This window comes from Hydrogenophaga sp. L99 (assembly GCF_058731905.1).
Window position 1 is genome coordinate 3,274,326 of sequence record NZ_CM178972.1, and the last position, 13,317, is coordinate 3,287,642.

A 13,317-nucleotide genomic window follows, 5' to 3' on the forward strand; every position below is an offset into this window, starting at 1 on the left:
GCTCGGATCGCTTGCGCCTAGGCTGGCGTGGGCCATGCTACCAGGTGTCAACAAAGCGGCTGGCACCATGGGGCCTCACCCGCGCACTGGCCAGCCCGCGCACCAGCCAGGTCCGGGTCTCAGCCGGGTCAATCACGGCATCAATTTCCAGCGTGGCGGCCATCTGTGTCGCTGCGCCATTGGCGTATTGCTGAGCCAGCAAGCGTTCAAACAAGGCTTCGCGCTCAGGGCCTTGGGGCAGCGCCTCCAGCTCCTTGCGAAAGCCCAGCCGGACCGCCCCCTCCAGCCCCATGCCACCAAATTCGCCCGTGGGCCAGGCCACTGTGAAAGCCGGTGCATGGAAACCACCCGCAGCCATGCCCATGGCGCCAAGCCCGTAGCCCTTGCGCAACACCACGCAGAAGGTGGGCACGCGCAAATGGGCCGCCACCACAAACAAGCGGCTGACATGCCGCACCTGGGCTTGCGCTTCCGCAGCCGGACCCACCATGAAACCAGGTGTGTCCACCAGGCTGACAATGGGCAAGCCGTGCGCATTGCACAACTGCATGAAGCGCGCGGCCTTGTCGGCTGCATCGGCGTCGATGGCGCCGCCAAGATGCGCCGGGTTGTTGGCCAGCAGCCCCACCGGGCGCCCCTCGATGCGCGCCAGTGCCGTGTGAATCCCGACACCGAACGCGGTGCGCAGGGGCAGCAAGCTGCCACAGTCCACCAAGCCGTCCATGGCCGCGCGGGTGTCGTAAACGCGCAAGCGATTTTCGGGCACCACCGCGCGCAAGGCCATCGAGTCGGGCGGCTGCCAGCTCGACACCGTGCCCTGAAAAAATGACAGGTAGTGGCGGGCCACTGCGGTGGCTTGCGCCTCATCGTCCACCAGCACATCGATCACGCCGTTGGCATGCTGAACGGCGCTCGGCCCAATTTCCTCCGGGTGAAACGTCCCCAGACCGCCCCCTTCCACCATGGCTGGCCCACCCATGCCAATGTTGCTGTTGCGGGTGGCGACGATCACATCGCTACACCCCAGCAGCGCGGCGTTGCCCGCAAAGCAACGGCCACTGGCAATACCCACCACGGGCACTTGGCCGGACAAACGGGCGAAGGACGCAAATGTCGGCACATGCAGGCCGGCCACGATGGGCATGTCGGTATCCCCCGGCCGACCGCCGCCACCCTCGGCAAACAACACCACCGGCAACTGGTTTTCAAGCGCAATGCCGAGCAACCGGTCGGTCTTGGCGTGGTTGCGCATGCCCTGGGTGCCCGCGAGCACCATGGCGTCGTAGGCCATCACAACCACGCGGCAGGCCTGAGCACCATCGGGCGCGACCGACGCGCTGCCGAACAGCGCCGCATTGACCGAACCGATGCCGGTGACCATGCCATCGGCCGGGGTGTTGGCGATCAAGTCCTCTTCGGTGCGGCGGCTGCGCTGCGCGGCCACGGCCAGGGCGCCGTATTCCATGAAGCTGCCCGCGTCGCAGAGGTCGGCAATGTTCTCTCGGGCGGTGCGCTGCCCCTGCCTGTGCCGCCGTGCCACTGCGGCAGGGCGTGCCGCATCGAGCGTGAGAGCCTGGCGGGTCAGCAGGCGCTGGAGGTCGGCGCGGGGCGCGGGCGGGCCAGAAGGATCTTGCGCAGCCTGTGCCAAGCCCAAAGCTTCGGGAGCGATGCCCTCGGCCTCGGACGGGCTCGCGTTGGCGGGCACGGGTGCGGTGTGCAACAACACATCGCCCATCTGCACCGTTTCATCCACGCCAAACAACAGCGCCACCACGCACGCATCGGCCTCGGCCCGCAGCTCGTGTTCCATTTTCATGGCCTCCACGACCACCACCACGGCACCCGCGCGCACCAGGTCGCCAGGTGCGACCTGCCATTGCACGATGCGGGCTTGAAGCGGGGAGCGCAGGTCTTTCATGCGCGGATTCTGCAGCGGCGTGTGGGTTCAGCCCGGTCAATCGGGCGACAGCCGCGCGCAACGCACCTCTGCCGAGGTGGCAAAGGTTACTCGTACAGGTTGGAGTCTGCCCACTGCGAGGAAGGGCCAGGGTCTTCGGCGGTGACCGGCACGTTGAGGTTCAACACAAACACGACTTCACCACCAAAACGCCCGACACCCAGCGTTTTCATGAGCTGCTTCTCTTGCTCAGGGTGCTCCATGCGCAGAAAGCAGATGGCCTGCTTGGTGCCTTCGTGCATGGCCGTGAGGATGTCCAGCCGTGTGATGCGGCCGAACTCACTGCACAACTGGTACAGGGCGGATTTCAGGCTGCTCACATCGCTGTGCTGCCGGAGTTCTGACAGTGCGCTCACGTTCACCCCCTATGAATTTCAGTCCGGCTCCACGCCATTGGATCGGCGGTTGCGGTCTGACTTTGTATGGACTGCGATGGTAGTACAGATGCTACAAATGATAACAAGTTTGTTACAAAATACCTTTTCAAGCGCCCTTCAATTGCCCAGAAGTTCCTAAAAGCCAGGAACAATGCCACGTTTTCCCAGGCAAGTTGTTACAGGTGGAGCGGTATGCTCGAACCCCACACCGACGAAAGCGGATGCCCCATGCCACACGGATACCGTGCCGAAGATTTCGAAGAAGCCGCGCCCTTGACCAACTCCCTGCAGGCCGCACAACCGAGCATGGATTGGGCGCAACTGGCGCAGCTGGCCACCCATTTGGGCCCGGTACCGTCAGCCCTGTGGGTGCAAGCCCTTCCCAGCGGCCCAGTGGTGTTGGGCGCCTGCGGCCTGCCGCCCGATCAGCAGGCCGCTACCCTGGCGCTGTGCACCCAAGTAGCGGCAGACACCGCGCTGAAAGGCTGCCTGCTGGACGCCGCAGCGCATCCCGCCTGGGCGGTCCACCCTCTCGTGCGTTTGCAGCCCCCCGCCCGGTTTTGCCTGGTGCTGCCACTGCCTTGCAGCAGCGCGCCCCACCCCATCTGGCTTGCGCTGCTCGACCCGGCGCCCCGCAGCCCAGAGGCACTGGCGGCGCGCTTGCCGGGCTTGCAAGCGCTGCTCAACCACGCCGGGCGGCTGTTCGATCAGAGCTGCGAGCAACAGCGCTCGGCCCACCTGACGCAAGGGCGGGAAGAACGCTTGGGCAAAGCGCTGCACGAGAGCGAAAGCCGCCTGAACCTGACCGAACACACGGCGGGTGTGGGCAGCTGGTCGGTCAACATCGCCTCCGGGCAAATTCAGCATTCGGACGAATACGCCAACATTCTGGGCCTGGAGCCCGGGGAATCCGTGGGCACATTGGCGGCCATGGTGCAGCGTTACACGCCGGAATGGCGCGCCGGCATCCAAGACCGGCTGGAGCGCTGCGCCCAAACCGGCGAGGCGTTCGACGAAGAAATACAGGTGCAGGTCCCCGGCATGAGCCCCAAATGGGTTCGCACGGTGGGCAACGCGGTGCGCGATGCCGCCGGAAACATTCTGCGCATTCAGGGCGCGGTACAAGACATTTCAGCGCAAAAACAGGCGCAACAGGAAACCCTGCGCCTGGCCATGCGCCTGACCACCACGCTGGCCAGCATCACGGAGGCCTTTGTGACGCTGGACCGGCAATGCTGCTTCACCTACCTGAATCAGGAGAGCGAACGCCTGCTGCAAAAAACCACAGCCGACCTGCTGGGCCTGGAACTCTGGCACGACTTCAGCGAGGGTCTGGCACAGCGGCTGCGCGAGCAGCTCAGGCGTGCGCTCAAAAGCAACCGCCGTATCGAGCTGGAAGATTTTTTTCCCTCGCTGGGCAAATGGCTGGAGGTGCGCGCTTATCCGTTCGCCGAAGGTTTGGCGGTGTACTTTCGCGACGTCACCGAACGCCGCCGCTCACAAGAACAGCTCATGCTGCTGGAAACCAGCGTGGCCCGACTCAACGACATCGTGGCCATTGCGGAAGCGGGCTCAGGCCCGGACGACGAACCACGCATGGTGTTTGTGAACGATGCATTTGAAAAACAGACCGGCTACAGCCGCGACGAGGTGCTCGGCCAGACGCCCCGCATGCTGCTGGAACTGGACCCGGCGATGCTCAAGCTGCGGGACATGGCCAAAGGCCTGCAAGAAGCCCGCCAAGCGCGCACCGAACTCATGGTGTACCGGAAAAACGGCGCCTCGTTCTGGGTCGAGCTGGAGGTGGTTTCGGTGCAGGCCAGCGCCGAAGAGGTGACGCACTGGGTGGCGGTGGGGCGTGACATCACCCAGCGCAAGACAGCCGAAGACATGATCCGGCACCTGGCGTTTTACGACCCGCTGACCGACCTGCCCAACCGCCAGCTGCTGCTGGACCGGCTGCAAAAGGCGTTGTCGCAAAGTGCCCGCACGGGCCAGCACGGCGCCCTGATGTTCATTGACCTGGACAACTTCAAGATCCTCAACGACACGCTGGGCCACCACATGGGTGACCAGTTGCTGCAGCAAGTAGCCCTGCGCCTGACCAAGAGCGTGCGCAAGACCGACACCGTGGCGCGCCTGGGCGGCGACGAATTTGTGGTGATGGTGGACGACCTCAGCACCGACCCGGAGGCAGCGGCCTACAAGTCGCGCGCGCTGGGCGAAAAGGTGTTGAACATGCTGCGCGAGCCGTTCCAGATTGCCGGGCACCAGCACTTTGCCACGCCCAGCATTGGCGTCACCGACTTCAATGGAGACCAGAGCGATGTGAGCGAACTGCTGAAACAGGCCGACCTGGCCATGTACCAGGCCAAAGGCCTGGGCCGCAACACGCTGTGCTATTTCGACCCCGACATGCAGGCCACGGTGAGCGCCAACGCGGCGGTGGGCGCCGCGCTGCGCGTGGGCCTGCGCGAGAAACAGTTTGTGGTGCACTACCAGCCGCAGGTGGACCGCCAAGGCGTGATCACGGGTGTGGAAGCCCTGGTGCGCTGGCAGCACCCCGAAAAGGGGCTGGTCAAACCGGCCGACTTCATCCCGGTGGCCGAAGACACGGGGCTGATTCTGCCGCTGGGCATGTGGGTGCTGGAGACCGCCTGTGAACAGCTCGCCGCCTGGGCCGACTGGCCCCAGACCGCCAGCCTGAGCATTGCCGTGAACGTGAGCGTGTACCAGTTCCGCCACCCCAACTTTGTGGACATGGTCATGGCCTCGATTGCGCGCACCGGTATTCGCCCGCACAAGCTCAAGCTGGAGCTCACCGAGAGCCTGCTGGCCGACCGCATGGAAATCACCATCCAGAAAATGGGCATGCTCAAAGACCTTGGGGTCACGCTGTCGCTGGACGATTTCGGTGTCGGCTATTCGTCGTTGTCGTGCCTCAAACGCCTGCCGCTGGACCAGCTGAAAATTGACAAGGGCTTTGTGGCCGATGTGCTGACCGACCCGAACGATGCGGCCATTTCACGCGCCATCATTGCGCTGGCGCAGAGCCTGAGCTTGCAGGTGGTGGCCGAGGGCGTGGAAACGCACGAGCAGCGCGACTTTCTGGCCTACCAGGGTTGCGACCAATTCCAGGGCCATCTGTTTGCGCCCGCGCTGCCCATCGAAACGCTGGACGCGTTTTTGCGCAACCCCTCGTCCGGCATGATGGTGGCGGGCTGAAGCGGCGAAGGCTCTCCGCTGCACAGTCTCAGCCGATGGCGTTCAATGCGCCGGTCCGGCAAACAGCGCCACATTGCCGCCCGCAGCGGTGGTGTTGATGGTCAGGGTCTGCTCGGCGCAGAAGCGCATCAGGTAGTTCGGTCCGCCCGCTTTGGGGCCGGTGCCGCTCAGGCCCTCGCCACCGAAGGGCTGCACACCCACCACGGCGCCAATCATGTTGCGGTTCACGTAGACGTTGCCCACCCGGGCCGCAGTGGCTAGCGCTTGGGCGCGGCTGTCGATGCGGGTCTGGATACCCAGCGTGAGGCCGTAGCCCAGCGCGTTGATCTGCTGCATGACGGCCATCGGGTCGCCACCCCAGCGCACCACCTGCAGCACCGGGCCGAAGATTTCGGCCTGCACGTCGGCGATGGCGTTCACCTCGAACATCTGCGGCGGGATCAGGTTGGGCAGCGCCGAAGCCGAGGTGGCGGCAGGCAGCAGCGGCTTCGCCTCGGCGTGCAAGCGCTGCAGGTGGCGGCCGATGCCGTCAAATGCCTCTGTGTCGATCACCGGCCCGAGATCGGTGGCCAGCTCGGCGGTAGCGCCGGCCACCAACTCTTTCGCGGCGCCCTGGACCATCTCGATCACATGGTCGGCAATGCCTTCGTGCAGACACAGCAGTCGCAGCGCCGAGCAGCGCTGCCCCGCGCTGCGAAACGCGCTTTGCACCACCGCGTCGGCCACCTGCTCGGGCAGGGCCGTGCTGTCCACCAGCATGGCGTTGATGCCACCGGTCTCGGCAATCAGCGGCACGATGGCGCCGTCTTTGGCAGCCAGCGCGCGCTGGATGATCTTGGCCACCTGCGTGGAGCCGGTGAACACCACGCCCGCAATGTCGGGTTGCGCCACCAGCGCAGCGCCCACGGTTTCGCCCGGGCCGTGCAGCAGTTGCAGCACGTTGGCTGGCACACCGGCGGCGTGCAGCAGCTTCACCGCTTCGAGCGCCACCGCCGGCGTTTGCTCGGCGGGCTTGGCCAGCACCGTATTGCCGGTGGCCAGCGCGGCCGCCACCTGGCCCATGAAGATGGCGAGCGGGAAGTTCCAGGGGCTGATGCAAACCCAGGCACCCCGGCCCTCCATGCGCAGCGTATTGCTCTCGCCGGTAGGTCCGGGCAGGGTTTGCGGTGCCATCACGCGTTCGGCATCGTTCGCATAAAAGCGCAGAAAATCCACCGCTTCCCGCACCTCGGACACGGCGTCGCCCCAGGTCTTGTGGGCTTCTTTCACCAGCAACGTACAGAAACGCGGCAACTGCTGCTGCAGCGCATCGGCCGCCTGGCGCAGCACGGCGGAGCGGTCGACCGCGGGGGTGTGGTTCCAGCCGGCAAAAGCGGCCATGGCACGGGCGCAAGCCGCTTCGGCGTCGGCGGCTGTCGCTTCCTGCACGGGCACCACCAGGGTGCTGGCCAGCGCAGCCAGCAAGGTGTCGCGGTGGGCGACCACCGCCAGATCGAGGCCCTGGCTGTTGGGGCGCTGCGGGCCGTACAGGTGCAGCGGCAAAGGCAGGGCGGGTTGGGGCTCCAGGCGCAGCGGCGAAATCAGCAGCTCGTCCATGCCCACCGACTCGTCGGCCAACTGGTGCACGAAAGACGAGTTGGCACCGTTTTCCAGCAGGCGGCGCACCAGGTAGGCCAGCAGGTCGCGGTGAGCGCCCACCGGCGCATACACGCGGCAGGCCACCATCGGATTCTTCAGCACCTCGCGGTAAATGCCCTCGCCCATGCCGTGCAGGCGCTGCAGTTCAAAAGGCACGCCCTGACGGGCTGCCAGCTGCAGGATGGCTGCAATGGTGCCGGCGTTGTGCGTGGCGAACTGCGGGAAAATTGCGTCGGGCGCGGCCAGCATGGCCCGGGCGCAGGCGAGGTAGCTCACGTCGGTGTGGTGTTTGTGGGTGAACACCGGGTAGGTCGGCAAACCCATTTCTTGCGCGCGCTTGATCTCGGCGTCCCAGTAAGCGCCCTTCACCAGGCGGCACATGAAGCGGATCTTGTACTGGCGGGCCAGCGCAGCCACGTGCTCGATCAGCTCCACCGCGCGGGTCTGGTAGGCCTGCAAGGCCAGGCCCAGGCCGGTCCACTGCGGGCAGTGCTCGGCCACCAGCTGGGCCAGCGCCTCGAACACGTCGAGCGACAACTCCAGCCGGTCCACCTCTTCGGCGTCAATGGTGAGGTTCAGGTTGGCCGCCGCTGCGGCGCGGCACAGCGTCCACACACGCGGCACCAGTTCTTCCATCACCCGCTCATGCTGCACATCTTCGTAGCGTGGGTGCAAGGCGCTGAGCTTGATGGAAATGCCGTCGTTTTTCACCGGTGAGGCTTTCGGGTCAGCTCCCCGGGCAATGGCAGCCAGGGCGTTCTGGTAGCTGGCCAGGTAGCGCAGCGCATCCGCGTCGGTGCGGGCGCCCTCGCCCAGCATGTCAAAACTGAAGCTCAGGTTGCCCTGTTTCTTGCGGGCTGAAACCGCTTCTTTCATGCCCTCCTCAATCGTCTGCCCCAGCACAAACTGCCGGCCCAGCAACTGCACCGCCCGCAGCGTGGCGGCCACCACGGTCTTGGCACCCAGCTTGGCCATCAGGCCGGCTTCGCCGTCCGACTCGGGCAAAAACTTCTTCGACATCGCGATTGCTGTAGACGACAGGCGCGCCAGCGTCGAATCCGCCGCACCGTCAAAGTCCGCCCGGCCCAGCTGGTCTGCGGTCAGCGCAATGGCCGTTTCGGCGTCGGGCACGCGCAGCAGCGCCTCGGCCAGGCGCATCAGTGCCAGACCTTCAGCGCTGGAAATGGGGTATTCCTTGAGCAGGCTTTCCATGGCCCAAAACGGCGGCGGGTTGTTGCGCACCGCACGCACCCAGGGCGCCGCCACCGTGGCGGCTGCGGCCCAGTCCAGCGCGGCTTGCAGCGCAGCCAGCCGCTGGGCAACGATGGCGTTTTCGGGCCGGTAGGGAAAGGGCAGTCGGTCTGTGGTGCGGGGCATGTCGGTCTCCGAAAATCGGGGGTATTGGTGAATACCGAGATATTGACCTCCTCCCTGCCGAATTTTTATCGGTATTTTTTGCTTTAACCGGATAATTCACCAACCATGACCGACACCAGCCACGAACTCGACCGCATCGACCTGCGCATTTTGAAGGTGCTTCAAGCCGACGGCCGCATCGCCAACCTGAAGCTGGCCGAAGCGGTGGCGCTCTCGCCCACCGCCGTGCTCGCCCGCACCCAGCGCTTGCAGCGCGACGGCTACATCTTGGGCTACGAGGCCCGGCTCAACCCGCTCAAGCTCGGCCGCGGCATGATGGTTTTTGTGGAGGTGTCGCTGGACCGCACCACACACAACGTGTTTGACGAGTTCAAGGCCGCGGTACAGGTGCACGACACCATCATGGAATGCCACATGGTGGCCGGCGGCTTTGACTACCTGCTCAAGACCCGCATGGCCGACATGGCCGCCTACCGCGACTTTGCCGGCAGCGTGCTGTGGCAACTGCCCGGCGTGCGCGAAACCCGCACCTACGCGGTGATGGAAGAGGTGAAGAACAGCACACGGCTGCCGCTCTGAGGCGGCGCTGTCCAAGCGGGCAAACGGAGGGCAGGTCAGGCGCGTGCGGCCCGGCTGCCAAAAATCGCCCGCCCCACCCGCACCATCGTCGAGCCGGCCGCCACCGCCGCATCCAGGTCGTCGCTCATGCCCATGGACAAGGTGTCCAGCCCCAGGCCTTGGGCGTTCAGGTGGTCAAACAGGGCTTTGGCCTGCAAAAACACCGCCCGCTGCGCTTCAAAGCCGTCGGCTGGCTCGGGTATACACATCAAGCCACGCAGCTTCAGGTGCGGTAACTGCGCCACCGCCTCGGCCAGCGCGGGCAGCTCGGCGGGCGACACGCCCGATTTGGTGGGCCCCCCGTCCACATTCACCTGCAAACACACCTGCAACGGCGGCAACTCTGGCGGGCGCTGCTCGCTCAGCCGCTGGGCAATCTTGAGCCGGTCCACCGACTGCACCCAGTCAAAATGCGCCGCCACCAGGCGCGTCTTGTTGCTTTGAACCGGCCCGATGCAATGCCACTGAAAAACTGCGCCGGGGTGCGAAACACGCAGCGCCTGGATTTTCTCCACGCCTTCCTGGATGTAGTTTTCCCCAAAGGCGTGCTGCCCTGCGGCCAGCGCCTGGGCCACCGCATCGGGGCCAAACGTCTTGGAAACCGCCAGCAACGTGACGGCGTTCACGTCCCTGCCCGCCTGTGCACAGGCGGCTGCCATCTGGCGGTGTACCTGTTGGAGATTGTCTTCAATCGTCGTCATAATCAGTCCGTCTTACCAATACAGCACGGGACCCCGGGATGGATATCACGCAACTGCTCGCCTTCAGCGTCAAGAACAAAGCATCGGATCTTCACCTCTCGGCCGGTCTTCCGCCCATGATACGGGTGCATGGTGACGTGCGCCGCATCAACGTCGAGCCGCTGGACCACAAGATGGTGCACAGCATGGTGTACGACATCATGAACGACAGCCAGCGCAAGCAATACGAAGAGTTTCTGGAATGCGACTTCTCGTTTGAGATCGAAGGTCTGGCGCGGTTTCGGGTCAATGCCTTCAACCACAACCGCGGCGCCGGTGCGGTGTTCCGAACCATTCCCAGCAAGATCCTGACGCTGGAGCAGCTCAACGCGCCCAAGATTTTTGGCGATCTGGCGCTGCGTCCGCGTGGCCTGGTGCTGGTCACCGGCCCCACCGGTTCGGGCAAGTCCACCACGCTGGCGGGCATGGTCAACCACCTCAATGAAACCGAATACGGGCACATCCTGACCGTGGAAGACCCGGTGGAATTTGTACACGAGTCCAAAAAATGCCTGGTCAACCAGCGCGAAGTGGGCCCGCACACGCTGAGCTTTTCCAACGCCCTGCGCTCGGCGCTGCGCGAAGACCCCGACGCGATTCTGGTGGGTGAAATGCGCGACCTGGAAACCATTCGCCTGGCCATGACGGCGGCCGAAACCGGCCATCTGGTGTTTGGCACGCTGCACACGTCGAGCGCAGCCAAGACGATCGACCGGATCATTGACGTGTTCCCGGCGGAAGAAAAAGACATGGTGCGCGCCATGTTGTCCGAATCACTGGTGGCCGTGATCTCGCAGACGCTGTGCAAGGTCAAAGACGGTAGTGGTCGCGTGGCGGCGCACGAAATCATGCTGGGCACCAGCGCCATTCGCAACCTGATCCGCGAAGCCAAGGTGGCTCAGATGTATTCGGCCATCCAGACCGGCAACGGCGTGGGCATGCAAACGCTGGACCAAAACCTTTCCGAACTGGTCAAGCGCAACGTCATCAGCCCGGCTGAAGCGCGCAGCAAAGCCAAGATACCTGAAAATTTCCCGGGGTGAACATGCCCCACCCCCGTCGCTTGCCCACTGCGTGTGGCCGCATCCCCCCTCAAGGGGGCAACGCGAGTGGCCCGGCAAAGCCGGTTCCACCGCGTTCTGGGTTGGCGTGTTTGCTTCCAGCATCTCCCTCTCTCCGGAGCAAGGGTCTCGAATTTCTCACAAGGTAGCTCTTCATGGAACGCGACCAGGCATCCAAGTTCATCAACGATCTGCTCAAGCTCATGCTGAGCCGGGCCGGCAGCGACCTGTTCATCACCGCCGACTTCCCGCCCGCCATCAAGGTGGACGGCAAGGTGGTGAAGGTGTCGCCGCAGCCGCTGAACGCTTCGCACACCCTGGCGCTGGCGCGCGCCATCATGAACGACAAGCAGGCTGCAGAGTTCGAGCGCACCAAAGAATGCAACTTCGCCATCTCGCCACCGGCCATCGGCCGCTTCCGCGTGAGTGCTTTTATTCAGCAAGGCAAGGTCGGCATGGTGCTGCGAACCATTCCTGCGGTGCTGCCCACCATCGACAAGCTCGGCCTGCCCCAGGTGCTGAAGGACGTGGTGCTGTCCAAGCGCGGGCTTTGTATTCTGGTGGGCGCCACCGGCTCGGGCAAATCCACGTCGCTGGCTGCCATGGTCGACTGGCGCAACGAAAACACCCACGGCCACATCATCACCATTGAAGACCCGGTGGAGTTTGTGCACCCGCACAAGAACTGTGTGATCACGCAGCGCGAAGTGGGCCTGGACACCGACAGCTGGGAAGCCGCCCTGAAAAACACACTGCGCCAGGCGCCCGACGTGATTCTGATGGGTGAAATCCGCGACCGCGAGACCATGGAACACGCGATCCAATTCTCGGAAACCGGTCACCTGTGTCTGGCCACGCTGCACGCCAACAGCGCCAACCAGGCGCTGGACCGCATCATCAACTTCTTCCCGGAAGACCGCCGACCGCAACTGTTGATGGACCTGTCGCTCAACCTGCGCGCGCTGGTGTCGCAGCGGCTGATACCACGCCAGGACAACAAGGGCCGCCACGCTGCCGTGGAAGTGATGCTGAACTCGCCCCTGATCTCCGACCTGATCTTCAAAGGCGATGTGGCCGAGATCAAGGAGATCATGAAGAAGAGCAACAACATGGGCATGCAGACCTTTGACCAGGCGCTGTTCCATGCGTTTGAGGCCAACCTCATCACCTTTGAAGACGCGCTGCGCAACGCCGATTCGCTCAACGACCTGCGTCTGCAAATCAAGCTCAACAGCCAGCGCGCGAAGACGCAAGACCTCGCCGCTGGCACCGAGCACCTCACGATCGTTTGACCCCCCGCGCCGCGCCTGCGGCGCGTCACCCCCCACGGGGGCAACGCGACCGACCCGGCAACGCCGGTTCCATCGCGTTCTGGAGCAACTCCCCCTCTCTCTTGCAGGACCCTTCTGATGAGCAGCATCGCATCCAAAACCTACGAATCCGCCCCGCTGAAAAAAGTCGCGTTTCTGGGGCTCGGCGTCATGGGCTACCCCATGGCCGGTCACCTCGCGCGGGCCGGGCATGCCGTCACGGTCTACAACCGCTCGCCCGCCAAGGCCCAGGCCTGGGTTGCCGAGTTCGGTGGCGCCGCCAAAAGCTCACCGCGTGAGGCCGCAACGGGCGCCGACATCGTGTTTTCTTGCGTGGGCAACGACGACGACCTGCGCTCCATCGTGCTGGGCGCCAATGGCGCTTTCGCCGGGATGCAGCCGGGCGCCGTGTTGGTGGACCACACCACCGCCTCGGCCGACGTGGCGCGTGAACTGCATGGCGCCGCCAAAAACCTGGGGCTTTCGTTCATCGACGCGCCCGTGTCGGGTGGCCAGGCCGGTGCACAAAACGGCGCCCTGACCGTGATGTGCGGCGGCGATGAGACAGGTTTTGAAGCGGTCAAGCCAGTGGCGCTGGCGTTTTCACGCGCGTTCACCCTCATGGGCGCCAGTGGCTCGGGGCAACTGACCAAAATGGTCAACCAGATCTGCATTGCAGGGCTGGTACAAGGCCTGTCCGAAGCCATTGCGTTTGGCCAAAAAGCCGGCCTGGACATGAACCAGGTGCTGGACGTGATTGGCAAGGGCGCCGCGCAAAGCTGGCAGCTCGACAACCGCGGCAAGACCATGGTGGCCGACCAGTTCGACTTCGGTTTTGCGGTGGACTGGATGCGCAAAGACCTGGGGCTGGTGCTGGATGAAGCCAAGCGCAACGGCGCCCGCTTGCCCGTGACGGCGTTGGTGGACCAGTTTTATGCCGACGTGCAAGCCATGGGCGGCAACCGGCTGGACACATCCAGCCTGATCAAACGGCTGAAGTAAAGCCCCCCCCGC

At 64.5% G+C, this 13,317-nt stretch carries 8 protein-coding genes and 1 pseudogene; 5 read left to right on the forward strand and 4 right to left on the reverse strand.

Translation table 11 applies throughout. The features are described 5' to 3' along the window. Positions 1-37: 37 nt before the first annotated feature. Together AC4QBL_RS15565 and AC4QBL_RS15570 are read right to left on the reverse strand one after the other, a co-directional pair. Positions 38-1,903, reverse strand: a pseudogene (locus AC4QBL_RS15565) (carboxyl transferase domain-containing protein); the annotation flags it as partial. Between the two features lie 101 nt (positions 1,904-2,004). Further along, positions 2,005-2,313: an RNA recognition motif domain-containing protein gene (locus tag AC4QBL_RS15570; protein ID WP_472907367.1), complete on the reverse strand. Its 309-nt coding sequence runs from the start codon at positions 2,311-2,313 to the stop codon at positions 2,005-2,007. Positions 2,314-2,562: 249 nt separating this feature from the next. On the opposite strand from AC4QBL_RS15570, the gene AC4QBL_RS15575 reads away from it, so the two are divergent. Next, positions 2,563-5,559 (forward strand): sensor domain-containing protein, encoded by a 2,997-nt coding sequence (locus tag AC4QBL_RS15575; RefSeq protein ID WP_472907366.1) that lies wholly within the window; start codon positions 2,563-2,565, stop codon positions 5,557-5,559. Positions 5,560-5,601: 42 nt separating this feature from the next. Here AC4QBL_RS15575 and AC4QBL_RS15580 read toward each other — a convergent pair whose 3' ends face one another. Next, a complete protein-coding gene (locus tag AC4QBL_RS15580; protein ID WP_472907365.1) occupies positions 5,602-8,574 on the reverse strand; it encodes an L-glutamate gamma-semialdehyde dehydrogenase in 2,973 nt (990 codons plus the stop codon). A 105-nt stretch (positions 8,575-8,679) separates the two neighbouring features. Here AC4QBL_RS15580 and AC4QBL_RS15585 point away from each other — a divergent pair, with 105 nt between their 5' ends. Further along, positions 8,680-9,153 carry an Lrp/AsnC ligand binding domain-containing protein gene (locus AC4QBL_RS15585; protein ID WP_472900803.1) on the forward strand — a complete coding sequence of 158 codons (474 nt, stop codon included), beginning with the start codon at positions 8,680-8,682 and terminating at the stop codon, positions 9,151-9,153. Positions 9,154-9,188: 35 nt separating this feature from the next. On the opposite strand, the gene AC4QBL_RS15590 is transcribed toward AC4QBL_RS15585, so the two are convergent. After that, the gene (locus AC4QBL_RS15590; protein ID WP_472907364.1) at positions 9,189-9,893 is read right to left on the reverse strand and encodes a YggS family pyridoxal phosphate-dependent enzyme; all 705 of its coding nucleotides are present in this window, start codon (positions 9,891-9,893) and stop codon (positions 9,189-9,191) included. Positions 9,894-9,931: 38 nt separating this feature from the next. Here AC4QBL_RS15590 and AC4QBL_RS15595 point away from each other — a divergent pair, with 38 nt between their 5' ends. From AC4QBL_RS15595 to AC4QBL_RS15605, 3 genes are all read left to right on the forward strand, one after another. Then, positions 9,932-10,975 carry a type IV pilus twitching motility protein PilT gene (locus AC4QBL_RS15595; RefSeq protein ID WP_472900805.1) on the forward strand — a complete coding sequence of 348 codons (1,044 nt, stop codon included), beginning with the start codon at positions 9,932-9,934 and terminating at the stop codon, positions 10,973-10,975. A 173-nt stretch (positions 10,976-11,148) separates the two neighbouring features. Continuing rightward, entirely contained in the window at positions 11,149-12,285 is a 1,137-nt protein-coding gene (locus tag AC4QBL_RS15600) for a PilT/PilU family type 4a pilus ATPase (RefSeq protein ID WP_472907363.1), read from the forward strand. A 117-nt stretch (positions 12,286-12,402) separates the two neighbouring features. Next, a complete protein-coding gene (locus AC4QBL_RS15605) occupies positions 12,403-13,305 on the forward strand; it encodes an NAD(P)-dependent oxidoreductase (RefSeq protein WP_472907362.1) in 903 nt (300 codons plus the stop codon). Positions 13,306-13,317: the final 12 nt, after the last annotated feature.

What these genes read in the sequence shown, in the direction of transcription:
- AC4QBL_RS15590 (WP_472907364.1), bottom strand. Translation starts at nt 9,893, where the DNA reads ATGACGACGATTGAAGACAATCTCCAACAGGTACACCGCCAGATGGCA.
- AC4QBL_RS15595 (WP_472900805.1), top strand. Translation starts at nt 9,932, where the DNA reads ATGGATATCACGCAACTGCTCGCCTTCAGCGTCAAGAACAAAGCATCG.
- AC4QBL_RS15585 (WP_472900803.1), top strand. Translation starts at nt 8,680, where the DNA reads ATGACCGACACCAGCCACGAACTCGACCGCATCGACCTGCGCATTTTG.
- AC4QBL_RS15600 (WP_472907363.1), top strand. Translation starts at nt 11,149, where the DNA reads ATGGAACGCGACCAGGCATCCAAGTTCATCAACGATCTGCTCAAGCTC.
- AC4QBL_RS15605 (WP_472907362.1), top strand. Translation starts at nt 12,403, where the DNA reads ATGAGCAGCATCGCATCCAAAACCTACGAATCCGCCCCGCTGAAAAAA.
- AC4QBL_RS15580 (WP_472907365.1), bottom strand. Translation starts at nt 8,574, where the DNA reads ATGCCCCGCACCACAGACCGACTGCCCTTTCCCTACCGGCCCGAAAAC.
- AC4QBL_RS15575 (WP_472907366.1), top strand. Translation starts at nt 2,563, where the DNA reads ATGCCACACGGATACCGTGCCGAAGATTTCGAAGAAGCCGCGCCCTTG.